The sequence below is a fragment of the Pseudomonas sp. LM13 genome (genome assembly GCF_041381355.1).
Classification (GTDB): domain Bacteria; phylum Pseudomonadota; class Gammaproteobacteria; order Pseudomonadales; family Pseudomonadaceae; genus Stutzerimonas; species Stutzerimonas frequens.
In genome coordinates this window covers 19,840-43,268 of the sequence record NZ_JACBXH010000038.1, presented here as the reverse complement: position 1 = coordinate 43,268, position 23,429 = coordinate 19,840, and the positions used below count along the sequence as shown (strand labels likewise).

Annotated in this window: 25 protein-coding genes and 1 pseudogene; 7 read left to right on the top strand and 19 right to left on the bottom strand. The window is 62.8% G+C overall.

Annotation, left to right across the window (positions count from 1 at the left end; genetic code table 11):
• Positions 1–63: 63 nt before the first annotated feature.
• The 11 genes from HZR81_RS19185 to HZR81_RS19135 form a co-directional block, all read right to left on the bottom strand.
• Positions 64–1,326, bottom strand: coding sequence for an OprD family porin (locus tag HZR81_RS19185; protein ID WP_500128982.1), 1,263 nt, complete (start codon positions 1,324–1,326; stop codon positions 64–66).
• A 107-nt stretch (positions 1,327–1,433) separates the two neighbouring features.
• Entirely contained in the window at positions 1,434–2,657 is a 1,224-nt protein-coding gene (locus HZR81_RS19180; protein ID WP_500128981.1) for a benzoate/H(+) symporter BenE family transporter, read from the bottom strand.
• 126 nt (positions 2,658–2,783) lie between these two features.
• Positions 2,784–3,722: a catechol 1,2-dioxygenase gene (gene catA, locus HZR81_RS19175; RefSeq protein WP_316957613.1), complete on the bottom strand. Its 939-nt coding sequence runs from the start codon at positions 3,720–3,722 to the stop codon at positions 2,784–2,786.
• A gap of 71 nt (positions 3,723–3,793) precedes the next feature.
• Positions 3,794–4,084, bottom strand: coding sequence for a muconolactone Delta-isomerase (gene catC / locus HZR81_RS19170; RefSeq protein ID WP_156244508.1), 291 nt, complete (start codon positions 4,082–4,084; stop codon positions 3,794–3,796).
• A gap of 14 nt (positions 4,085–4,098) precedes the next feature.
• Positions 4,099–5,220: a muconate cycloisomerase family protein gene (locus HZR81_RS19165; RefSeq protein ID WP_500128980.1), complete on the bottom strand. Its 1,122-nt coding sequence runs from the start codon at positions 5,218–5,220 to the stop codon at positions 4,099–4,101.
• A 28-nt stretch (positions 5,221–5,248) separates the two neighbouring features.
• Positions 5,249–6,595 (bottom strand): MFS transporter, encoded by a 1,347-nt coding sequence (locus HZR81_RS19160; RefSeq protein ID WP_500128979.1) that lies wholly within the window; start codon positions 6,593–6,595, stop codon positions 5,249–5,251.
• Between the two features lie 107 nt (positions 6,596–6,702).
• On the bottom strand, positions 6,703–7,479 hold the full coding sequence (locus HZR81_RS19155; RefSeq protein ID WP_500128978.1) for a 1,6-dihydroxycyclohexa-2,4-diene-1-carboxylate dehydrogenase: 777 nt from the start codon (positions 7,477–7,479) through the stop codon (positions 6,703–6,705).
• 71 nt (positions 7,480–7,550) lie between these two features.
• On the bottom strand, positions 7,551–8,561 hold the full coding sequence (gene benC, locus HZR81_RS19150) for a benzoate 1,2-dioxygenase electron transfer component BenC (RefSeq protein ID WP_394375705.1): 1,011 nt from the start codon (positions 8,559–8,561) through the stop codon (positions 7,551–7,553).
• 10 nt (positions 8,562–8,571) lie between these two features.
• The gene (gene benB / locus HZR81_RS19145; RefSeq protein WP_063543988.1) at positions 8,572–9,060 is read right to left on the bottom strand and encodes a benzoate 1,2-dioxygenase small subunit; all 489 of its coding nucleotides are present in this window, start codon (positions 9,058–9,060) and stop codon (positions 8,572–8,574) included.
• Positions 9,061–10,422 (bottom strand): benzoate 1,2-dioxygenase large subunit, encoded by a 1,362-nt coding sequence (gene benA / locus HZR81_RS19140; RefSeq protein ID WP_500128977.1) that lies wholly within the window; start codon positions 10,420–10,422, stop codon positions 9,061–9,063.
• Positions 10,423–10,654: 232 nt separating this feature from the next.
• Positions 10,655–11,608 carry an AraC family transcriptional regulator gene (locus HZR81_RS19135; RefSeq protein WP_200594503.1) on the bottom strand — a complete coding sequence of 318 codons (954 nt, stop codon included), beginning with the start codon at positions 11,606–11,608 and terminating at the stop codon, positions 10,655–10,657.
• Positions 11,609–11,911: 303 nt separating this feature from the next.
• On the opposite strand from HZR81_RS19135, the gene pncA reads away from it, so the two are divergent.
• Complete coding sequence (pncA, locus tag HZR81_RS19130; RefSeq protein WP_500128976.1) at positions 11,912–12,529, top strand: bifunctional nicotinamidase/pyrazinamidase; 618 nt, start codon at positions 11,912–11,914, stop codon at positions 12,527–12,529.
• Between the two features lie 11 nt (positions 12,530–12,540).
• Here the strand turns inward: pncA and HZR81_RS19125 are convergent, their stop codons facing one another.
• On the bottom strand, positions 12,541–12,702 hold the full coding sequence (locus HZR81_RS19125) for a hypothetical protein (RefSeq protein ID WP_500128975.1): 162 nt from the start codon (positions 12,700–12,702) through the stop codon (positions 12,541–12,543).
• Between the two features lie 65 nt (positions 12,703–12,767).
• Positions 12,768–13,793: pseudogene (locus HZR81_RS19120) on the bottom strand (nicotinate phosphoribosyltransferase); the annotation flags it as partial.
• A gap of 188 nt (positions 13,794–13,981) precedes the next feature.
• Between HZR81_RS19120 and HZR81_RS19115 the strand changes: the two are divergent.
• From HZR81_RS19115 to tal, 4 genes are all read left to right on the top strand, one after another.
• A complete protein-coding gene (locus tag HZR81_RS19115; RefSeq protein WP_500128974.1) occupies positions 13,982–14,833 on the top strand; it encodes a CapA family protein in 852 nt (283 codons plus the stop codon).
• Positions 14,826–15,095, top strand: a complete 270-nt coding sequence (locus tag HZR81_RS19110; RefSeq protein ID WP_500128973.1) for a hypothetical protein — start codon at positions 14,826–14,828, stop codon at positions 15,093–15,095. The genes HZR81_RS19115 and HZR81_RS19110 overlap by 8 nt, the downstream gene beginning before the upstream one ends.
• Positions 15,096–15,227: 132 nt before the next feature.
• A complete protein-coding gene (gene dusA / locus HZR81_RS19105; RefSeq protein WP_500128972.1) occupies positions 15,228–16,229 on the top strand; it encodes a tRNA dihydrouridine(20/20a) synthase DusA in 1,002 nt (333 codons plus the stop codon).
• A gap of 132 nt (positions 16,230–16,361) precedes the next feature.
• A complete protein-coding gene (tal, locus tag HZR81_RS19100) occupies positions 16,362–17,288 on the top strand; it encodes a transaldolase (protein WP_500128971.1) in 927 nt (308 codons plus the stop codon).
• Between the two features lie 7 nt (positions 17,289–17,295).
• Here the strand turns inward: tal and rssC are convergent, their stop codons facing one another.
• Both rssC and rssB read right to left on the bottom strand, forming a co-directional pair.
• Positions 17,296–17,778, bottom strand: a complete 483-nt coding sequence (gene rssC / locus HZR81_RS19095) for an anti-sigma factor antagonist RssC (RefSeq protein WP_015277472.1) — start codon at positions 17,776–17,778, stop codon at positions 17,296–17,298.
• Positions 17,775–18,959, bottom strand: coding sequence for a two-component system response regulator RssB (rssB, locus tag HZR81_RS19090; protein WP_483378839.1), 1,185 nt, complete (start codon positions 18,957–18,959; stop codon positions 17,775–17,777). Before rssB ends, rssC begins: the two co-directional genes overlap by 4 nt.
• 195 nt (positions 18,960–19,154) lie before the next feature.
• Here rssB and HZR81_RS19085 point away from each other — a divergent pair, with 195 nt between their 5' ends.
• On the top strand, positions 19,155–19,454 hold the full coding sequence (locus HZR81_RS19085; protein ID WP_110777533.1) for a PilZ domain-containing protein: 300 nt from the start codon (positions 19,155–19,157) through the stop codon (positions 19,452–19,454).
• Positions 19,455–19,503: 49 nt separating this feature from the next.
• Here HZR81_RS19085 and HZR81_RS19080 read toward each other — a convergent pair whose 3' ends face one another.
• Positions 19,504–20,142 (bottom strand): MlaA family lipoprotein, encoded by a 639-nt coding sequence (locus HZR81_RS19080; RefSeq protein WP_500128983.1) that lies wholly within the window; start codon positions 20,140–20,142, stop codon positions 19,504–19,506.
• A 281-nt stretch (positions 20,143–20,423) separates the two neighbouring features.
• Between HZR81_RS19080 and HZR81_RS19075 the strand changes: the two genes are divergently transcribed.
• A complete protein-coding gene (locus tag HZR81_RS19075; RefSeq protein ID WP_063543972.1) occupies positions 20,424–20,690 on the top strand; it encodes a DUF4404 family protein in 267 nt (88 codons plus the stop codon).
• Between the two features lie 39 nt (positions 20,691–20,729).
• On the opposite strand, the gene queF is transcribed toward HZR81_RS19075, so the two are convergent.
• The 3 genes from queF to HZR81_RS19060 form a co-directional block, all read right to left on the bottom strand.
• Entirely contained in the window at positions 20,730–21,560 is an 831-nt protein-coding gene (queF, locus tag HZR81_RS19070) for an NADPH-dependent 7-cyano-7-deazaguanine reductase QueF (RefSeq protein ID WP_500128970.1), read from the bottom strand.
• 93 nt (positions 21,561–21,653) lie between these two features.
• A complete protein-coding gene (locus tag HZR81_RS19065; protein WP_063543968.1) occupies positions 21,654–22,433 on the bottom strand; it encodes an ABC transporter permease in 780 nt (259 codons plus the stop codon).
• Positions 22,430–23,359: an ABC transporter ATP-binding protein gene (locus HZR81_RS19060; protein ID WP_063544017.1), complete on the bottom strand. Its 930-nt coding sequence runs from the start codon at positions 23,357–23,359 to the stop codon at positions 22,430–22,432. Before HZR81_RS19060 ends, HZR81_RS19065 begins: the two co-directional genes overlap by 4 nt.
• Positions 23,360–23,429: the final 70 nt, after the last annotated feature.

The window sequence follows — 23,429 nt, the reverse complement described above, 5'->3', positions numbered from 1 at the left end:
ACGGAAATTAGTGCGGACCACATTGCTTCGCACCGAGTGAGCGGCTCGGTGCGGGCAACCAGTTCAGAACAAGGTGAACGTATAGCTCAGAATCAGACGGTTCTCGTCGATATCGCTGCGGTAGTTCGAGCGCGCCGCTACGTTGCGTAGGCGGATACCCACATTCTTGAGCAGACCGCTCTGCACGGTATAGCCAATGTCCAGATCGCGCTCCTGCGCCGTACCTTCGAAACCCATTCCCGTGCTTACGTTATCGCTGGTGATATAGCGCACCGTCGCAACCAGACCGGGCCAACCGAGCGCGGCGAAATCGTAGTCGTAGCGAGCCTGCCAGGAACGCTCGTCCCGCTCGGCGAACTCGTAGGTGGGCACCTCGTTGCCCAACGGCGTGACGTTGGCGAAGACGCGGGGAAAAGCACTGTCGCCATACATGGCCTGATAGCCGATATAGAAGGTATGCCCGCCTCGCTTCGCCGACAGCAGCGAGTAGAAAGCCTGATTATCCACGTTGCCGGCCAGCTTGCTGCCGTCGGCCTGTGAATCGTAGTAGCCGAGGTTGGCGCCCAGGGTCCAGTCGCCGAGCGGCTCGCTATGCTTCAGGCCTATGTAGCGCTGGTTATAGATGTCCTCGAGCTGCCCATACCAGAGGCCGAAAGACGTGCGCTTGTCATTGAATGCGTAATCGCCGCCGGCGTAGTTGAAGGCATCGCTGAATGCTGTCTGAGGCGTTCGACCCAACATGGCCCGCATCCGGTCGTCGCCAGCCTCGTTGCGCAGGCTGGTCGAGCGCAAACGGCCGGCCTGCAGCGTCAACCCATCAAATTCGCTGGAGACGATGCTGGCGCCCTGATAGGTGGGCGGAAGCAGCCGAATATCGCTGAAGGTCAGCACCGGCAGATTGGGCTGCAGTTCACCCACCTTCAGTTCAGTCTTCGACACCTTTGCCTTGAGTGCCACCCCCATGCGGCTGTACTCATCCGGCGCGCGGCCATCGCTCCCAACCGGGAGCAGGCCGGTACCACTGCGATCACGGCTGCTGTCGAGCTTGATTCCCAGCTGCCCGATGGCGTCGGCGCCGAAGCCGACAGCTCCAGGGGTATAGCCCGACCTGAAGTTGAGAATAAACCCCTGCCCCCACTCCTCCGCCTTCGATTGCTGATTGGGGCCGACAATGTCGGAGAAGTCCCGGCTGAAATAGTAGTTACGCGCCTGCAATGTTGCCGTGGCGTCCGTGATGAAGCCGGCGTCTGCGGCAAACGCCGGAGGAATCATGGACGTCATGCCGGCAGCCAGGGTGAGTCGGGAAATGGATACCTTCTGCATCATCTAACTCTCTTGTTTTTGTTTTAAGGGTGCACTCAGCCGCTCCCCCGGCAGCAGGAGGGGAACGCAACGAGCTCGTCATGGGTGAGTGGTTACGATTGCCGAGGCGGTCACCGCGCCGGCTGTTCCTTGCGGCCAACAGCCGGGGGCGATGCGACCGCTGGGATTGGTTTGCGCAGGCCCAGCAACAGATGCGCGGCGATACCGAAGATCAGGCCCCAGAACGCCGCCGACAGCCCGAGGAAGGACATGCCCGATGCGGTGACCAGAAAGGTGATCAAGGCCGCCTCACGGTCGGCGGGCACGGCCATTGCCGCGCTCAATGCCCCACCGATGGCCGCGAGCAGCGCCAGGCCGGCCAGCGCGGCGATCAACGCGGCGGGGAATGCGCTGAAGATCGAAACCAGCGTCGCCCCGAAGATGCCCAGCACAAGGTAGAAGACGCCACCCGACACTCCTGCGACGTAACGCTTGGACGGATCCTCGTGCGACTCCCGGCCCGTGCAGATCGCCGCCGTGATCGCCGCCAGGTTCAATCCGTGACAGCCGAACGGCGCCAGCAGCAGCGAACCCAGAGCGCTGCTGCTGATCAGCGGACTGGCCGGCGTCTCGTAGCCGTCGTTGCGCAGAACCGCCATGCCAGGCACGAACTGTCCGGTCAGCGCCACCATCACCAGCGGAAAGGTGATATTGAGGATGACCTGCCAGCTGAACTCCGGGGTGATCCATACCGGCGTCGCCAGCCCGATGACCAGTGCGTCACTGCGCAACTCACCCGAGGCGATGGTGATCGTCACACCGACGACCAGCACGGCGAGCACCGCATAACGGGGCAAGGCCCGCTTGAACAGCAGATAGGTGCCGAACATCGCCAACACCAGCCAGGGCTGTTCCTTGACCGAGACGAACAGCCCGGTGCCGAAACGGAACAGGATGCCAGCCAGCATGCCCGCGGCGATGGCGGCCGGCAGGCGATTGATGATCCGGTCGAACGCGCCGGACAGCCCTACCAGCAGCACCACCACACTGCTGACGATATAGGCGCCGACCGCCTCGTTAAGCGTGATATCCGGCAACATGCTTACCAGCAGCGCCGAGCCCGGTGCCGACCAGGCGATGATGATGGGAACCCGGTAGCGCACGCTGAGCAGAATGCCGAGCACGCCGCTACCGATGGAGATGGTCCAGACCCAGGACGAGAGCACGTCATGCGGCAAATTCCCGGCTTTGGCGGCTTGGAAGATGATCACCAACGGACCGGCGTAGGAAATCACGGTCGCGATGAAACCGGCGACCACGGCGGAGAGCGAGAAGTCTTTCATCAGAGCTTTCATGTCGCCTCGCAAGACAGGCCTGGCGATCCGTGGTCGATGCCCGGATCACTCTTGTTATGAATGAGGCTGCTGCATTACCGGTGCAGCACCGCAGTGCCCGGCTAATACCGGGCACCGCGGCAACCATCAGGCTTGCTGCAGCGCGCGCGGGCGCTTGCTGCGCTGCTCGGCTTGCGGGGCCGGCGCCTTCTGCAGCTGGAAGTCGAAATCCACTTCGGCGAAACGACCCTGCACGCCCCGTGCACGTGCGGCTTCGGCATCGTCGATGAAGCGGATGTCACCGACCAGACCATCGCGCGTGGCGTAGGCGAAGTCGTCCCAGAGGTACTTGTCGCCCGCCAGGTTGATCTGCGTGGTCAGGTGACGATGACCGGGCGCGGAGATGAAGAAATGAATGTGCGCCGGGCGCTGGCCGTGGCGACCGAGCATGTCCAGCACCTCCTGGGTCGGCCCGTCGGGCGAGCAGCCATAGCCGGACGGCACGATGCTGCGCGCGCGGTAATAGCCGTTCTCGTCGGTGACGATCCGACGGCGCAGGTTGTACTCGGACTGGCTCTTGTCGAAGTAGGAATAGTTGCCCTTGGTGTTGGCGTGCCACAGATCGACCACCGCACCGGCCAGCGGCTTGCCGCTCGGATCGAAGACACGGCCTTGCAGGAACATCACGGTCGCGACGTCGTCTTCGCTGCCATCATCCATACGGGTGACGCCCTGCGCGATCGGCGCGCCGGCGACATACAGCGGGCCCTCGATGGTGCGCGGGGTACCGCCGACCAAGCCTTCCTGTTCGTCCTTGGCGTCCTGCAGCAGGTCGAGATAATGCTCCAGCCCGAGTCCGGCGACCAGCAGGCCAGCTTCGTGACGACCGCCGAGACGGTTGAGGTAGTCCACCGCCTTCCAGAACTCGTCCTGGGTGATTTCCAGGTCTTCGATGATCTTCGCGGTGTCGACCAGGATGCGGTTGATCACCGTCTTCATGCGGCTGCTGCCTTCGTCATTGTTGAAGCCGCTGGCTTCCTTGAAGAACTGCTGCACGTCGCTGGTGTGGGAGATTTTCACAGTCATGGCTCAGGTCTCGTCTTGTAATTGTCGTTACGCGGGTTAACCAGCCGGGCGGGGCCGGCTTCGAAACGGGATCAGCGGTCGTCGTCATGAATCGAGGACGGGTGGCGGCACAGCGCGTTGACCTCGATCTCCATGTAGGGGAACAGCGGCAGCTGCATCAGGGTGTCGTGCAGTTCCTGCACGCTGGCGACGTCGAACACGCTGTAGTTGGCGTACTGGCCGGCGATGCGCCAGAGGTGGCGCCACTTGCCTTCACGCATCAGGCTCTGCGCCAGCTCCTTCTCGTCTGCCTTGAGCCTCGCAGCCTTGGTCGGGTCCATGTCGACCGGCAGTTTCACGATCATCTTCACGTGGAAGAGCATCTCGGGTTCTCCTCTTACTTGCGGGCGAAGAACGCCAGGCGCTCTTCATCCAGGGTCAGGCCAAGACCGGGTGTGCGCGGCACTTCCAACTGGAAGTCGCGGTAGACCGGCGCCTCGGTGACGATTTCCTCGGTGAGCAGCAGCGGGCCGAACAGCTCGGTGGCCCAGGTCAGCTTGTTGAGGGTGACGAAGGCATGCGCCGAGGCCAGTGTGCCGACGGAACCTTCGAGCATGGTGCCGCCGTACAGCGCGATACCCGCCGCCTCGGCGATCTGCGCGGTGCGCAGCACGGCTCGTGGGCCGCCGTTCTTGGCGATCTTCAGGGCGAAGATGCTGGCCGCGCCGTCGGCCGCAAGACTGAAGGCATCCTCGACGCTCTCGATGGACTCATCGGCCATGATCGGTGCCGGGCTGCGCTGATTCAGGCGCACCTGCCCGCCGCGATTGACCCGCGAGATCGGCTGTTCGATCAGGTCGATACCGTTGTCGCCGAGGATGCGGCAGGCGCGCAGCGCCACCGATTCATCCCAGGCCTGATTGACGTCGACGCGCACGCTGGCACGCTCGCCGAGGGCCTGCTTGATGGCGATGACGTGCTTGAGGTCGGCATTCACCTCGCCGGCGCCGATCTTCAGCTTGAAGATGCGATGGCGGCGGATATCGAGCATGCGCTCGGCTTCCTCGATGTCTTTCGCGGTGTTGCCGCTGGCCAGGGTCCAGGCCACCTCCAGACTGTCGCGCACCCGGCCGCCGAGCAGCTCGCTGACCGGCAAACCGAGGCGTTTGCCCTGAGCATCGAGCAATGCGCTCTCGATGCCGGACTTGGCGAAGGTATTGCCCTTGGCCGCCTTGTCCAGGCGCAGCATGGCGGCGTTGATGTTGGCGGCCTCCTGGCCCACCAGCAGCGGGCCGAGGTGGCTGTCGGTGTTCTGCTTGATGCTTTCTGGGCTCTCGTTGCCGTAGGCCAGGCCACCGATGGTGGTGGCCTCGCCGATGCCTTCGATGCCGTCGCTGCACTGCACACGGATGATCACCAGCGTCTGTTGCTGCATGGTGTGCATCGCCAGCTTGTGCGGGCGGATGGTCGGCAGGTCGACGACGATCGTCTGGATGCGTTCGATCAGGATGGGGCTCATGGCGATATCCGTGTTGAAGGTTCAGTGATCAGGCCTTGGCCGCGGCTGCCATCACCACCGGCGCGGGAGTGCCGCTGCGCTTGCTGGAAATGGCGAAGGCGGTCATGGCCAGGGCGGCGATGACGCCCGGGACGGCGAAGGCGATGAAGTTCAGTTGCAGCGGCAGGTTGATGCCCAGCAGCGCACCGCCGAGCAGCGGGCCGACGATGGCGCCGTTGCGGCCGATGCCCGAGGCCCAGCCGAGACCGGTGGAGCGGATCGACAGGCCGTAGAACTGCGCGGCGGTCGCATACAGCAGAATCTGCGTGCCGATCACGGTGGCACCGGCGATGAAGATCAGTGTGTAGAGGACCGGCATCGGCGTCTTGAAGCCCAGCAGGCTGATGGAGGCCACCGACACGGCGAAGAACACCACCACCACTTTCGACAGGTTGAAGCGATCACCCAGCCAGCCGCCGAGGATGGCGCCGGCCATACCGCCGAAGTTCAGCGCGAGCAGGAACGACAGGCTCGAACCCAGGCTGTAGCCGGCGTTGGCCATCAGCTTCGGCAACCAAGAGCCCAGCGCGTAGACCATCAGCAGACAGCAGAAGAATGCCAGCCACAGGGAGAAGGTGCGCACGCCACGGCCTTCGCGGAACAGCTCCAGCACCGAGGCACTCTTGCCCTTCACATCGGTCATTACCAACTCGTCGGCCGCGCTCAGCTGGCGGCTCGGGTCGACCTTGTTCAGCAGCGCCCGGGCCTGCTCGCCCCGGCCCTGGCGAACCAGGAAGCCAACCGATTCCGGCAAATACCAAAGGATCACCGGCAACAGCAGCAGCGGTACGGCGGCGGCGAAGAACATCGCTTCCCAGCCGAAGCGCGGCAGCATGTAGATACCGAGGCCAGCGGAGAGCATGCCGCCCAGCGAATAGCCACTGAACATGATGGCCACCAGCGTGCTGCGCCGCCGCTTGGGCGCGTACTCGTTCATCAGCGCCACCACATTGGGCATCAACCCGCCGCAGCCGAGCCCGGCGAGGAAGCGGAAAATGCCGAACTCGGTGGGTGTGCTGGCAAAACCGTTGAGCACCGTGGCGCCGCTGAACAGCACGAAGCAGATGGCGATGCCCTTCTTGCGGCCGATGCGGTCGGCCAGGGTGCCGAACACCAGCGCGCCGAACATCATGCCGAACAGCGCATAACTGCCCAGCGCGCCCGCTTCCAGCGGGGTGAGCCCCCACTCCTTCATGATTACCGGCAGCACCACGCCATAGATGAACAGGTCGTAGCCGTCGAAGATCAGCAGCAGTGCGCAGAGGCACACGACGAGCCAGTGAAAGCGGCCGAAGCGCGCGTTATCGATGATTTCGTGAACATCTACTTGTCGCATGGCAAGACTCTCTATTGTTTTTGTTAGTCGCGGATCGGCTGCGGCGGTGGGTCACCGCGCCGCCGATGTGCCTTGGCGTTGACCGGTCGAGCCGGCCCGGGTACTGCTCAACCGAGATCGCCACCACCCACCGGCAGGGTCACGCCGGTGATATAGGAGGCCTCGTCGGACGCGAGGAAAAGAATCGCGCCGGCCTGCTCGTCGATGGTTCCGTAGCGCTTCATCAATGAGGAATCGACGGTCTGATCAACGATCTGCTGGTACCAGGTCTTTTCCTGCTCGCTCTGCTCGGCAGCGTTGCGTGGAATGCGCCGCGGCGGCGCCTCGGTGCCGCCGGGTGCGGTGGCATTGACGCGGATGCCGCGCTGGGCGTTCTCGAAGGCCAGGCACGCGGTCAGCGCATTGACGCCACCCTTGGCCGCGCCGTAGGGCACGCGGTTGAGGCTGCGCGTGGCGATCGATGAGACGTTGACGATGGCCCCGCCGCCCTGCTCCAGCATGTGCGGCAGCGCGGCGTGGCAGCACCACAGCGTGGGGAACAGCGAGCGACGCACCTCGGCCTCGATCTCATGTTCCTGGTAATGCTCGAAGGGCTTGGCCCAGATGGTTCCACCGACGTTGTTGACGAGAATGTCGAGACGGCCGAAACGCTCTTTCGCGGCATCCATCACCCGATGGCAGTCGGCGAACTGCTCGAGATCGGCGGTCAGGGTCAAGACTTCGGCGCCCTGCCCCAGTTGATCGGCCAGTTCATGGACCAGTTCGGAACGGTCCACGGCCACCAGCCGGCCGCCTTCCTCGACGAATCGCTCGGCGACACGGCGACCGATGCCCTGGGCCGCGCCGGTGATCACCGCGACCTTGTCCTGAAAACGTGTGTTCATCTACCCAACCTCTGGAATGGCGAGGATTCGGTGGGCAATGCAGCGCAGTTGCCCACCCTGCGACCGGTGGATCAGGCGCTGGCGGCGAACTTCTCGTAATAGAAGTTGGCCGGTTGCAGGCCTTGCTCACGAATGAACTGGTTGACCGACTCGACCATGGGCGGCGGGCCGCACAGGTAGATGTCCACCTCGCCATCGTTGAGGTGTTTGGGTTCGATGTGCTGGGTCACGTAGCCCTTGTGCGGATACTGGCTGTCGGTGCTGGACACGCAGGCGCTGTAGGTGAAGTTCGGAATGCGCGCGGCGAAGTCTTCGAGCCGGTCCATCTCCACCAGATCGAAATCATTCGAGACGCCGTAGATCAGGTGCAGCGGATGCTCACTGCCCTGCTCGGCGATCTTCTCCAGCATCGCGGTGAACGGCGCCAGGCCCGTGCCGCCGGCCAGCAAGAGCAGCGGCCGCTTGATCTCGCGCAGGTAAAAGCTGCCCAGCGGGCCGGCCAGGGTGAGGCTGTCGCCGGCCTTGGCCATGCCGCTCAAGAAACTGCTCATCAGCCCGCCCGGCACGTTGCGGATCAGGAAGCTGACCTCACCCCCCTTCTGCAGCGAGCTGAAGGAGTAGGCACGGGTCTGATCGGTGCCCGGCACCTGCAGATTGACGTACTGCCCGGGCAGGAAGGCCAGCTGGCTCAGCGACTCGCCCTTGATCGACAGCGCAATGGTGCTCTGCGACAGCTGACGCACGTTGCTGATGGTCGCCTGGTAGCTGGCCTGCGCGGTCTTGCAGACATCCGAGGAGGCCGGCACGCGAATCACGCAGTCGCTTTCGGCGCGCATCTGGCAGGTCAGCACGAAGCCTTGGGCGGCTTCGTCCTCGCTCAGCGCGTCCTCGATGTACTCCTCACCGAGGTCGTAGCTGCCAGCTTCGGCGAAGCACTTGCAGGCCCCACAGGCACCGTCGCGGCAGTCCAGCGGGATGTTGATGCCCTGGCGGTAGGCCGCGTCGGCGACGGTTTCGCCGAGGTTGGCTTCGATGAAGCGGGTCACCCCGTCTTCGAAATTCAATGCGATCTGGTGAGTCATGGCCTTGCCCTCACAGGTGGTAAACGTCGATCAACTGGCGGATGTAGTCGTTCTTCAGCACGACCTTCTTGTGCTTGATCAGCGGGCTCTCGCCGCGGGTGTCGAGCGTGTAGAAGCTGGTACCGTAAAAGTGGTCGACGGTCTTGTAGCGAAAGCTCATCGTGTGCCAGTTGAAGCGCAGCTTGCAGAAGCCCTCGCCCTGCTCGATCAGCTCCAGGTTGCTGATGTTGTGCGAGGTGCGTGTGTCCGGGATCGTGGCGCTGGAACGCTCGGTGCGGATGCGGAACACCCGGTCTTCCAGGCCGCTGCGGTTGCCGTACCAGATCAGCGAGATTTCCTTTTGCGGGTCTTCGGTGAGCTTGTCCTCGTCGTCCCAGGCCGGCATCCAGAACGTCGCGTCGGCGGCATACAACTCCAGCCAGCTGTCCCAGTCCTTGTCGTCGAGGTAGCGTGCTTCGCGGTAGAGAAAGTCACGCGCGGTTTCATAGGCGATGCTCATTTACGCGCCCTCCACGTGGATCAGCTGGTCCTGCTCGGCCTTCACCGCCTTGATCATCTGCTGCTGCCAGTAGTGGTGCTGCAGCACGAACAGGCCTTCGTCCTCGGTACGCGCGCCGCTCATCAGCGGTTGCAGGTCGATCTCCTGCGCACCTTCGTCGGCGCCGTCGATCCAGTGCTTGGCGCCGCGGGACATGTCGTTCCACTCCATGGCGCGACCGGCAAAGCCTTGCTGGCAGGCGCGGAACTCCTCGAGGTCGTCCGGGGTGGCCATGCCACTGACGTTGAAGAAGTCTTCGTACTGGCGGATGCGCCGCGCACGCGCCTCGGCGCTCTCGCCCTTGGGCGCGATGCAGTAGATGGTGACTTCGGTCTTGTCCACCGACAGCGGCTTGGCGATGCGCAGCTGCGAGCCGAACTGATCCATCAGGTACAGGTTCGGATAGAGGCAGAGGTTGCGCGAGTTCTCGATCATCCAGTCGGTACGGGCCTGGCCGAACTCGGCGATCATCTCGTCGCGGCGGGCGTACAACGGACGGTCTTCCGGGTTGTCCCAGCGGGTCCAGAGCAGCAGGTGGCCATTCTCGAAAGAGTAGAAGCCACCGCCCTTCTTGCCCCAGCCGCCGGCGCTCATGGCGCGGATGTCGTCGCCGGCTTCCTTGAGCTTGCGCTGCTGCTGGGTGGCGGCGTAGTTCCAGTGCACGGCGGTGACGTGGTAGCCATCGGCGCCATTCTCGGCCTGCAGTTTCCAGTTGCCTTCATAGACATAGGTGGACGAGCCGCGCAGAACTTCGATGCCTTCCGGAGACTGGTCGACCACCATGTCGATGATCTTCTTCGACTCGCCGAGAAACTCCTCCAGCGGCGCGACATCCTCGCGCAGGCTGCCGAAGAGGAAGCCGCGATAGGACTCGAAGCGCGCGACCTTCTTCAGGTCATGCGAGCCGTCGCAGTTGAAGCTGTCGGGATAGCCGGCTTCCTTGGGGTCCTTGACCTTGAGCAGCTTGCCCGAGTTGTTGAAGGTCCAGCCATGGAACGGACAGGTGTAGGTCGCCTTGTTGCCGCTCTTGAAGCGGCACAGCATGGCACCGCGATGGCTGCAGGCATTGATGAAGGCGTTGAGTTCACCATCCTTGTTGCGCGCGATGAAGATCGGCTGGCGCCCCATCTGGGTGGTGTAGTAGTCGTTCTTCTCGGGGATCTGGCTCTCGTGGGCGAGGTAAATCCAGTTGCCCTCGAAGATGTGCTTCATCTCCAGATCGAACAACCGAGGGTCGGTGAACATCTCGCGCTTGCAGCGAAAGATGCCCTTCTCTTTGTCTTCTTCGAGCAGCGAATCAAGGTAGTCGATTCCCAGGGGCATGGCCGGGGCCTCCATTGTTATTGTTTCCACGTGATGAAGGCTAAGGCGCGGGCGGCGACATCAATATCCGTTTTCTGCAGGACCTCTATCCGTTTTCTGCAGAATGCAAGGCGACCGTTTGCCGCACGGACGCGCGGCCGACGACTGCCCGTTCGAGCACGGGAACCTGTGCAGATAAGGATGGGTAGGAAAAGGAGCCGCTGCCGTCGGACGGGCAGCGACTCAAGGGGACTCAGTGATGGCGGCGCAGGGTATCCGAGGGCAGCTCGCCGAAGGTGCTCTTGTAGCTTTCCGAGAAACGTCCCAGATGCATGAAGCCGTAGTCCATGGCGATCTCGGTGATGTTACGCACCCTGGCCGAAGGGTCGCTCAGCCGGCCATGGATCTGCTCCAGCTTGCGCTGACGAATGTAGGACTTCGGCGTGGTGCCGACCTTGCGTTCGAACAGCAGGTACAGCGAGCGCAGGCTCATGTTGGCCAGTTCGGCCAGCTGCTCGACGGAGATGTCCTTCTTCAGATGCTCGTCGATGTAGTCGGTCAGCCGACCGAACGAGGGACAGCTGTCACCGAAGGGGTCGCGCTGGATATTGCTGGCCAGGCTGCAGAGCAATTTGCTGGCGATGATGCGACTGTACTGCTCCTGAATCTGCGGAATGCTCTGCTCGGAGCCCGCCTCGCGGCAGACCAGCCCGACCAGGCTGTCGAAGCCATCCAGCTCGCCAAGGGCATGGCGATTGGCGCTGAAGCGGATACCTGCGGAGGGAGCGCGCCACTGGTTCTCGCGGCAAGCCTGTTCGAGGAAGGAGGCCGGCAACTTGACGATCAACTTCTCGCAATCGTCCGAGTAGGTCAGATCCACCGGATCGTCCGGGTTGATCAGCAGCAGCTCGCCGGGGGTGAAGTAGTGTTCCTGCCCCCGTCCGCGCCACAGGCAATGCCCGCGCTGCAGCAGCTGTAGGTGATAGATGGTTTCCAGTGCTGGTGAGGTGACATGGACGCTGCCACCATAGCTGATCTGGCAGAGATCGAGCTTGCCGAACTTGCAATGGCTGAGGCTGGCCTGGGGTGTGCCGGTGCGGGGCAGACGAATGCAGTGCGCGCCTACGTGCTGATTGACGTAGTCCGACACGGCATGCGGATCGGCATGCTCGAAGATCCTGCTTTTTTCATTCAGCAGTCTGTCCATCACAAGGCACTCTCATAGTTTTTATAGTGGAGCTGACCGGCACGAAACTCGGGTCCGCCGCAGCAAATCGAGGCAGGGCGAGAATATCGACTAATCGAACTGTATGTGATTCGACCAAGGGCGGCACCTCTGTCGGCCGGTAACCGAACGGTTTTTGTATTTCGATTGATGACGGCGACAGCGGCGGCGTCGCGCAACATCTGGCGTGTCCACTGTCTACTGCAGACGGTGCCTAAGCAGCCGCGACAGACTGACGTGACAACGGCACCGCACTACCGATAGCCAACCCAAGCGGACATGCCCATGTACCTGCCTGACGTGAGCGAACGAGACCTGTTGCTGATCATTGACGTGCAGAACGACTTCTGCGGCGGCGGTGCCCTGGCGGTACCCGACGCGGACGCCGTAGTACCGGTCATCAACCAGCTGTGCGAACACTTTGGCCATATTGCGGTAACCCAGGACTGGCATCCGGCTAATCATCTCAGCTTCGCCAGCAGCCATCCGGGACGCCATCCTTTCGAGCAAATCAACGTGCCCTACGGCCTGCAGACACTATGGCCGGAGTATTGCGTGCAAGGCACCGTCGGCGCAGAACTGCACCCACGCCTGATGGCGCAACGGGCCGAACTGGTGCTGCGCAAGGGTTATCGTGCGTCGATCGATTCCTACTCGGCGTTCTACGAGAATGACCGCGCCACGCCCACCGGGCTGGGAGGCTACCTGCGCGAACGCGGCTTCGAACGGTTGTTCCTGTGCGGCCTGGCACTGGATTTCTGCGTGCTCTATAGCGCGCTGGACGCCCGCCGCGAGGGTTTTTCCGTAACGGTGCTGACCGACGCCTGTCGCGGCCTGGACGTTCAGGGCTCGCTGAGCGAGGCGCTGGCTCGAATGGGCGCTGCGGGCGTAGAGATTCGCTGAAGGAATCTTGATCAGCGATGCAGCCGATCTGCCTGTGCGGCCAGTTCAAGCACTGACTCGGCGATCTCGACCGGATAGCCGACTCCGCTCGGCTCCAGCGCCGTGAGGGATGCCGGTAGCCGCTGCAGCTGTTCGTGTGCATAACGCCGGATCTGCTGGAGACTCGGAGCCACCGCGACACGACGCCCCGGCGCATGACCGGCTGGATCAGCGCCCGCCCTTCATGCACATCATCCTCCAGGGTCAGGATATCGCCGCAGCGCCTGCCATCGGCATCGTAGCGCCGATAGACCTGCTTGCGACCAGGCAAGGTCGCCTTCCCTTCCGAGCGCTTGCGTCGCGGCAGCCCGGCATACTCCTGAAGCTTGTAGGCACAATCGAACGCCGGTACATCCGCCGAGACATCCAACTGGGTACCGACACCGAACCCATCGATGGGCGCCCCCTGGTTCAGGAGATGCTGGATCAAATGCTCATCGATGTTGCCGCTGGCAAATATCTCCACGTCGCCCAGCCGGCCCTGATCGAGAATCCTCCGCACCCGTCGCGCGTGCTCGGCGAGGTCACCGCTGTCCAGCCGCACCGCCTTGACGCGCATCCCTTCTCTCGCCAACTGGACAACCTTGTGCGCGGCGGCTTCGGTGTCATAGGTGTCGATCAGCAGGGTCGCCGTCTGAGGCAGACTGCGGGCGAAATGCTCGAACGCCTCCCGTTCATCCAGATGCGCCTGGACGAACGAATGCGCCATGGTTCCGGCTACTGGAATGTCGAACTGGGCACCGGCGAGCACCGTAGCGGTTGCATCGAAACCCGCCAGGTAGCTGGCACGCGCTGCGAGCACGCCAGCCTCGGCGCCGTGAGCGCGGCGCATGCCGAAATCCACCAGACGTCGCCCGTCTGCCACGCTCACCATGCGCGCCGCCTTGCTGGCGATCAGCGTCTGGAAATGCAGCAGGTTGACCACACGGGACTCGACCAGCTGCGCCTGCGGCAGCGCTGCCGTGATACGCAGAATGGGTTCATGCGCGAAAAACGGCGTTCCTTCCGGCATCGCATGTACGTCACCGGTGAAACGCAGTTCACCCAGATGCGCGAGGAAGTCCGGACGGAACAGCTGCTGCTTCGACAACCAATCCAGCTCAGCGGGGGAAAAGCACAGTGACTCGAGGTAAGCCAGCACCTGCTCCAGCCCGGCGGCGAGGTAATAGCTGCGCCCGCTCGGCAGGCCGCGACAAAAGAACTCGAAAACGGCCATTGCATCCATGCGCTGGTCGAAATACGCCTGCAACATGGTCAGTTGATAAAGGTCTGTGAACAACGCGCCAGGCGAGGCAAGTCGCAACGGATCAACGGTCATGAGCCCTCCGGGTATCTCTACTATGTTTAGCAGGCTGTACCGCAACCAGCCGCTCAGCCTCTCTTGCCCACCCCGGCATCTGCGAGGGATCGAACATGCTCACGAAGCTATTTTTCGCTGGAGACCTGATGTGCGGCCGCGGCATCGACCAGGTGTTACCGCAGCGCGGCGACCCAGCCATCCATGAGGCTTATGCACAGCACGCCGGCGATTACGTGCGCCTTGCCGAACAGAAAAACGGCAAGATCCCCACTACGGTCGATTACTCCTATCCCTGGGGCGTTGCCCTGGCGGCGCTTGCGGAGCGACGGCCACACGTCCGCCTGGTCAACCTGGAAACCTCACTGACCTGTCGCGGCGAGCCACGGCCGCATGGGCTGCACTATCGAATGAATCCGGCCAACATGGGCATCCTCAAGGTGGCCGAAATCGATTGCTGCTCGCTGGCCAACAACCATGTCTTCGACTGGGGCGAAGCAGGGCTTCGCGACACGCTGGAGGTCCTGGACAAGCATGGCATCCATCGCAGCGGTGCAGGCTTGGATGCCGCTGAAGCCGAAGCACCGGCGATCCTGCCGTTGCCCAGTGGCAAACGCATGCTGGTGTTCGCCTATGCCACCACCGACAGCGGTGTGGATGCGGAATGCTCTGCCGGCCCCGGCAAGCCGGGCGTTGCCTGGCTGCCCGACCTATCGTCCACGTCCCTGCGTCACGTTGCGCAGCGCATCTGTGCCAGCAAGCGCCCTGGCGACTTGGTGGTCGTGTCGCTGCATTGGGGCGGCAACTGGGATTTCTCGCTATACGAAGCCCAGACTCGCTTCGCCCGTGATCTGATCGACGAAGCAGGCGTTGATCTAATCCACGGACACTCCTCGCACCACGTCAAAGCGCTCGAGGTCTACCGGGGGGCGGCTGATCGCCTATGGCTGCGGCGACCTGTTGAATGACTATGAAGGCATCGACGGTTACGAAAGCTACCGAAGCGATCTGGGGCTGCTGTATTTCGCCAGCCTGAAACCAGACGGCAGCCTCGCCGCATTGGAGCTCTGCCCGATCAAACGCTCCAGGCTCCGCCTGAACCGCCCTTCGAGCGACGAGCGCGACTGGCTGTTGAACGTCGTCAACCGTGACTCGGAGCACTTCGGCAGCTATCTGGAACCGGCCGCAAACGACGCCTTTAAACTGACCTGGCCAGCCGTGCAGCATTGATGCAGTTAGGCAGGCGCGCCATTGGTACGGTGTATTTGCTGTAGACTACGCGGCCCGGCGCGCCCCCCGAAGGCCGCTTGATTTCCGGCGGCCCGCCGCGGCGTGCCGGACCACCGCGACTGAACTAACCTGATGCTTCCAGATTCCCAAACCACTGCTCACGCCGCTCTTTCCCGCCGCTTCTCCGTCGCACCGATGATGGACTGGACGGATCGCCATTGTCGCTACTTCCTGCGCCAGCTTTCCAGGCACGCCCTGCTCTACACCGAGATGGTTACTACCGGTGCGCTGCTGCACGGCGATGCGGCACGGTTTCTGCGCCACGACGTGAGCGAGCATCCGCTGGCGCTGCAGCTGGGCGGCAGCATGCCGGGCGATCTGGCTGCGTGCGCAAAGCTCGCCGAAGCCGCGGGTTATGACGAGGTGAATCTCAACGTTGGTTGCCCCAGCGATCGGGTGCAGAACAACATGATCGGCGCCTGCCTCATGGGCCACCCGCAACTGGTCGCCGATTGCGTGAGGGCCATGCGCGATGCGGTGGGCATCGAGGTCACCGTCAAGCACCGTATCGGCATCAACGGCCGCGACAGCTATGCCGAGCTGTGCGATTTCGTCGGCCAGGTGCGCGACGCCGGCTGCCGCAGCTTCACCGTGCACGCGCGCATCGCCATCCTCGAAGGACTGTCACCGAAGCAGAATCGCGAGGTCCCCCCGCTACGCTACGACATCGCCGCGCAGCTCAAGCAGGATTTCCCGGACCTCGAGATCATCCTCAACGGCGGCATCAAAACGCTGGAAGAGTGCCGTGCGCATCTGCAGACGTTCGATGGTGTCATGCTCGGCCGCGAGGCCTACCACAACCCCTACCTGCTGGCGCAGGTCGACAGCAGCCTGTTCGGCAGCGACGCGCCAGCCATCAGCCGTGCGCAGGCGTTACGCAACATGCGCCCATACATCGAACGGCATCTTGCCGAGGGCGGCGCCATGCACCATGTCACCCGCCACGTGCTCGGCCTGGGCCAGGGTTTCCCCGGCGCGCGGCGCTTCCGTCAGCTGCTTTCGGTGGACATTCACAAGACCGGCGAGCCGCTGGCGCTGCTCGATCAGGCGGTGGCGTTGCTCGAAGGCCACTAACGACTTCGCGGCCAAGGAACGCAGGCAGAGCAATCGGATCAAAGGCTGGCGCACCCGCGCCCATCCACTCGTTGAGCGGGTGAACGGGCTCGGGTAAGGTCGTGCCATTCACAGGACGGAGCCCCCTCTTACATGACTTCCAAGCTGGAACAACTCAAGCAGTTCACCACCGTCGTTGCCGATACCGGTGATATCGACGCCATTGCCCGCCTGAAGCCGGTGGACGCCACCACCAACCCATCACTGCTGCTCAAGGCGGCTGCGATGCCGCGCTATGCCGAGCACCTGGGCAACGCCATGAAGCAGTGCCAGGGCGATATCGGCCTGGCCTGTGACCTGTTCGCCGTGGCGGTGGGAAAGCAGATCCTCGAATTGATCCCCGGACGCATCTCCACCGAGGTGGATGCACGCCTTTCGTTCGACACCCAGGCGATGGTCCAGCGCGGCGAGCGGCTGATCGGGCTCTACGAGCAGGCCGGCATCAACCGCGAGCGCGTGCTGATCAAGATCGCCTCCACCTGGGAAGGCATCCGCGCCGCCGAGCAGCTGGAAAAGGCCGGCATCCAGACCAACCTCACCCTGCTGTTCTCCTTCACCCAGGCGGTGGCCTGCGCCGAGGCGGGCGTGTTCCTGATCTCCCCGTTCGTTGGCCGCATTTACGACTGGTACAAGAAGCACGAAGGCCGCGATTACCAGGGCGCGGAAGACCCCGGTGTGCAATCGGTCAGCCGCATCTACGACTACTACAAGGCGCACGGCTACGAGACGGTGGTGATGGGCGCGAGCTTCCGCAACGTCGGCCAGATCGAGGCGCTGGCCGGCTGCGATCGCCTGACCATCAGCCCGGAACTGCTCGGCCAGCTCGCCGAAGCCAGCGGCACGCTGGAGCGCAAGCTGGAGCCGGGCCGCGCCTCCGAGCCGCGCATCAACCTGGATGAGAACAGCTTCCGCTGGGGGCTGAACGAAGACGAGATGGCGACCGAAAAACTCGCCGAAGGCATCCGTCAGTTCGCCAGGGATCAGGAAAAACTCGAAGCGCTACTGGCAGAACTGGCCTGAGTTCCGATCAGGAGCGCTCCAGGGCGGTGACGAGGTCATGGAAGGCCTCGCGGTTGGACTCGTTAAGGCTCATCAGGATGCGGTGAGCCTCCAGCACCTTGGCCTTCACCACCTCCTCCGACTGATCCTGTGAAGGCAGATCGGCCAGACACTCCGGACAAGGCAGCGGAGTATCGACGATGTTGAACACCTGATCGAAGCCCATCGACTGCAACAGTCGAGTGATATCCGGGTGGGTCGTGACCAGCGTCGGCAACATGCCGACCTTCTGCCGCGACAGAATCGACAGCTTGGCCAGCAGGCCGAGGGTGGTGCTGTCGATGCTACGGCTCTCGGTCAGATCGATGACGATGGATGAGAAATTGAGCGACGAGAAGATCTTCTCGATCGTTGCATCCAGCGCCGAACAGAGCGTCAGACGGATCTCACCAATGAACTTCAGAACAAAGGTGCCATCCATCTCGGCGAACTGGATTCTTCCAGTACTCATGCAAGGTTCCTGCTCAACACCAGCAAGGCGATATCGTCGGGCATGTCAGCCAGTTCGGCTAACCCGAAGACTCGGCGTAATCCATCCAGCGTGCCACCGGCCTCGGTAATCAGACCGGGCAACGCGGACTCTTTGTCTTTGAGTGTTTCCCCGGGCAAAAGGTCCAGAATGCCATCGGAGAGCAAGGTCAGGCTGAAGGTCTGCGGCAGCTCCAGTTCAAAATCCTGATAGGTGGCTTCGGCGAACAACCCTACCGGAAGCCCACGCCCCTCCAGATAGCGGGAGCTCTCGCCATCGAACAGCACCGGCATCGGCAAATGCCCGCCGATGCTGTAGTGCAGTACATCGCGTTCCTGATCGATCACGCCACCGAGCATGGTGACGTGCTTGCCCAGCTTGCAGTTGATTAGCCCGCGGTTGATGTGGTCGAGCACTTCCGAAGGCTTGAACTCACGCAGCGTCCCGCCGCGACGCGATTCGTACAGCAGGCGGGTAGTCATGAACTTGAGCAGCACGGTGACGAACGCCGAGGACGCCCCATGACCGGACACGTCCGCCAGGTAGAAGCCGATGCGTCGCTCATCCACGCGGAAGTAGTCGACGAAGTCGCCGGACAGATAAAGCGAGGGAATGATCTGGTGGGCGAAATCGAAATCGTCGGCGCTCCAAGGGGTCACCGGCAGCATGTTCATCTGCACCTGGCGCCCGGCGTCCTGATCCTCCTGCAACAGATGCAGGCTGGCCTGTAGGTCGCGGTTGGCGGTCTCCAGCTGCTCGCGATAGCGGCGGTTTTCCAGCCGCAGGCGAGAACGATCCAGCGCGCGGCGAACCGAGTGTTCGAGCATCGCCAGATCTTCGAGAGGCTTGATCAGATAGTCGGCGGCGCCCAGGCGCAACGCCTCCACCGCATCGCTCATCACCCCGGCGCCCGATACCACGATCACTGGCAGGTCGAGCTGACGCTCGCTGATCTGACGGATCAACTCCAGGCCATCCATCTGCGGCATGCGCAGATCGCAGATGACCAGATCGGGCTGCTCCGACTCGAAAAGCTCCATGCCTTGCGGACCATTGCCAGCCTGCAGGACACGAAAACCGCTGTCATCCAGATAGGCGGCCAGACTGGCCCGAACCACATCGTCGTCATCAATGATCAGCAGCGTCGCGCTTGGTTTATGCATGTTCCTACCAGGCGGTGTCGCCAGGATGATTGGCGAAAGCATTGGCCCCGCGCAAACGCTGGGCATGGGTTCGTTTCAAGGCGCAGACGGTACTCCCATACGATCGGGGTTTCAAGCCGACCGGCCGGCGGCTTTACAGGTCGAATTGAGGGGCGCTATAAGAACCAAGCGAGCCATATATAAAAGGTTGAAACCATGAGCCAGAAAGACCGCGACTACAGCGAAAAACGCGATTTCATCAGGATGCGGGTGGAAACCACCGTCACGCTGGAACATGGCGATACAAAACTCGCCGGCACCTGTATCGACCTCTCGAGTACCGGCATGCAAGTCCTGGCCGGAACGCAGCTGCAGATGGGCGACAAGGTGCGCGTGCTGATCCCATCCGAGCACAGCGAGCTGAAGGGCCTCGACGCACAGACAGAGGTAGTGCGCGTGATTCAGCTCGATGATGGCCGCCAGAGCCTGGGGCTGGCCATCCTTTCGATGAGCTGACGCCGCCCTGCCCCGTTGCTGGCCGCTCTGGCGCGGCCAGCGGTTGAACTCAGAAGTCGTCTTCGACCTCGCCATCCTTGACCCGGAATTCACGGTTCTGGAGATAGGCGTTGCGCACGAAGATATAACGATCGCCACGAATCATCTTCTCGGCGGAAAGCAGGCCGGCGCGGGTGTCGATCAGATCGACGCCCCGTGTGATGTTCCGGGTCGGCACGTGATCCATGTGCGGATAGGGTTCGAGAAACGCATCCGGCACGCGACCTGCTGCATCACGCACGGTGCTCGGCCCCAGCAAGGGCAGCACCACGTAGGGGCCGCTGCCCAAGCCCCAGACGCCCAGGGTCTGACCGAAATCCTCGTCGTTCTTGTGCAGCCCCATGGGGGTTGCGACGTCTAAGAAGCCGAGCACGCCAAAGGTGGTGTTGAACAGGATCCGACTGGTGTCGATGCCGGCGTCGCGGACCTTGCCCTGCAGCAGATCGTTGGCCAGCACGACCACGTCGCCGAGGTTGCTGAAGACATTGCCAATGCCGTCTTCGAGGAACTGCGGCGTAACCTTCTGATAGCCCTTGGCCAAGGGCTTGAGCGTGTAGGTGTCAACGGTATCGTTGAAGCGGAACACCGCGCGGTTGACGCCTTCCCACGGATCCTCTTCGGCAGCCAGGGCATGGGTCGCGCCAAGCATGGCGACGGTGACGAAACTGGCCTTGAGCACGGCGATCCAGGCCGTTGCGATCTTGGGCATTGCTGTTTTCCCTAGTTTTGGTGCACGCGGCGCACCGACGCAGACCGCGCAGTATAGAGCGAACATTCGATTTGCGGCAGTTAGCCGGACAGGCCGCCTGTCCGCCGTCAATCCAGCCGGGGCTCGCCCCGCAAAGGCACAGACAAGGCCAGGCGGCTGGTTTACCCTTCGGGTATCGAGAGCAACGCTCGTTGCCCGTAAATCCATGAGAGGGAAGCAAGATGCCGGAACATGATCTGCAGTCGCAGCTCGAAGAACTGCGTAATCAACTGGCCCAGGACACGCCGCTGACCGACGAGGAGCGCGCCTCGCTGCAGGCGATCGCCCAAGACATCGAAGCGCGTCTGGCGACCAAAGACAGCACCGAATACAACGACTCGCTGGTCGATGGCGTCAACCTGGCCGTCGAGCGCTTCGAAGTCAGCCATCCGAGCATGGCCATGACCCTGCGCAACATCATGCAGACCCTGGCCAACATGGGCATCTGAAGCAAGTCCCGGGTCGCGGCATGAACGCGACCCGCCGCGTCACTGGCGCACCAGGCGACGATTGTCCACCTCTAGCGTCTCGGTGCTGCGGTACGGATTGATGTCCAGTCCACCACGGCGCACGTAGCGCGCATAGACGGTGAGCTTCTCCGGCTGAAGCAGGCGCTGCAGGTCGAGGAAGATGCGCTCCACACACTGCTCGTGGAAGTCGGCATGCTGGCGGAAGCTCACCAGATAGGCCAGCAGGCTCTCCGGCTGCAGCGCGGCACCACGATACTCCACCACCACACTGCCCCAGTCCGGCTGACCGGTGACCGGGCAGTTGGATTTGAGCAGGTGGCTGTGCAGCGATTCCTCGACCACCCGCTCGGCATCGCATGCCAGCAGCTCGGGGCGCGGATGGTCGTAGTGCTCGATGGCTACGTCCAGCTCGTCGATGCACCGCCCTGGCAGCGTGGCGACGCCTTCAGCGGCGACTTCATCCAGCGTGCGCAGGCGCACCCTGACCGGCTTGCCGGCAGCGGCCGACAGATCGCCGGTCATCACGTCCAGCAACGCGTCCCGTGATTCGAACACCGATTGGTTCAGCGAATTGAGGTAGAGCTTGAACGACTTGGACTCGATGATGTTCGGCGAGTCCGCCGGAATCTCGAATTCGCCGATCGCCACCACAGGCTTGCCCGGCGGCAGCAGCCAGGACAGCTCGTAACAGTTCCACAGGTCCACGCCCTGATAGGGCAGCGTCTCGGCGGTCAGCCCGAGTTCGGCCCACTTCGGTGCCCGCGGAATCGGGAACAGGAGGTGCGGGCTGTAGGTGGCAACGTAGTCACTGGACTTGCCCAGCGGGGAATGTTCGGCGGGATGCTGCATCGGAAGGGAACCTGAACGAAAAACGCCGCGAAGTTTAGCGCTTCGCGGCGTTCTTTTCAGCGCCATCGGCGCAGCAGACGGACGAAGCGCCGACTACTGGCGCATACCCCGCCCGCTCTTGAGCAAATGCACGGACACCAGATAGAGCACTGCCACCGCCACCAGCATGAAGCTGATCGCCACACCGATGCGAATATCCGAGACGCCGAGGATGCCGTAACGGAAGGCATTGACCATGTGCAGCACCGGGTTGGCCAGCGACAGCGTCTGCCAGAACGGCGACAGCAGATTGATCGAATAGAACACCCCGCCCAGATAGGTCAGCGGCGTCAGCACGAAGGTCGGGATGATCGAGATATCGTCGAAGTTGCGCGCGAAAACCGCGTTGATGAAGCCGCCCAGGGCGAAAATGCTCGCGGTCAGAGTGATGACCAGCACCGTCACGCCCAGGTGATGCACCTGCAGATCGGTGAAGAACATCGACAGCAGCGTCACGATCACCGCCACCGCCAGCCCGCGGGTGATGCCGCCCAGGGCGAAGCCTATGACGATGACGTGGGGCGACACCGGCGAGACCAGCAGCTCCTCGATGGAGCGCTGGAACTTGGTGCTGAAGAAACTCGATACCACGTTGCTGTACGAGTTGGTGATCACCGACATCATGATCAGCCCCGGCACGATGTAGTCCATGTAGCTGAAGCCATCCATGTCGCCAATCCGCGCGCCGATCAGGCTGCCGAAGATGACGAAGTACAGCACCATGGTGATCGCCGGGGGCAGTAGTGTCTGTGGCCAGATGCGCGTGTAGCGACGGATCTCGCGCTGGACGATGGTCTGCAGCGCGACCAGGTTGGGACGCAGTTCGCCGCTCATGACTTCACCTTCAGGTTGTTCTCCACCAGCGACACGAACAGCTCCTCCAGCCGGTTGGTCTTGTTGCGCAGGCTCAGCACCTCGATGCCCTGAGCGCCGAGCAGGCGGAACAGCTCGGTGACGCCCTGGCTCTTCTCTACCTGCACCTCGAGGGTGTGATGGTCGATCAGCCGCGACGGATAGTTGCCCAGCTCGGGCGCCACCAGTTGCGACTCCTTGAGGTCGAGCAGGAAGGTTTCCACGTGCAGCTGCTTGAGCAGCTCGCGCATGCTGGTGTTCTTGACGATCTGGCCGTGGTCGATGATGCCGATGTTGCGGCACAGCTGTTCGGCCTCTTCCAGGTAGTGGGTGGTGAGGATGATGGTGATCCCCTCGCGGTTGAGCTCGGTGAGGAACGACCACATCGACCGCCGCAGCTCGATATCCACGCCTGCGGTGGGCTCGTCGAGAATCAACAGGCGCGGCTGATGGATCAGCGCGCGGGCGATCATCAGCCGGCGCTTCATGCCGCCGGAGAGCATGCGCGAGGACACGTCGCGCTTGTCCCACAGCCCCAGCTGGTTGAGGTAGCGCTCGGCGCGCTCCTTGGCGACCTTCGCCGGAATGCCGTAGTAACCGGCCTGGGTGACCAGGATGTCGAAGGCCTTCTCGAACTGGTTGAAGTTGAATTCCTGCGGCACCACGCCCAGGCAGCGCTTGAGGCCAGACGGGTCGCGATCCAGGTCATGGCCGAACACGTTGACCGTGCCGCCACTCTTGTTCACCAGGGTCGAGAGGATGCCGATTGTGGTGGACTTGCCGGCGCCGTTGGGCCCGAGCAAGGCGAAGAAGTCGCCTTCGGCGACATCGAGATCAATGCCCTTGAGGGCCTGGAAGCCGTTGCCGTAGGTCTTGGTCAACTGCCGAATGGACAGAGCAGTACTCATAAGAAGTGCACACAACGCGAAGGGAATGGACCTAGATATGGGCACCGCCAGCCAATTGCAACCGCGCATG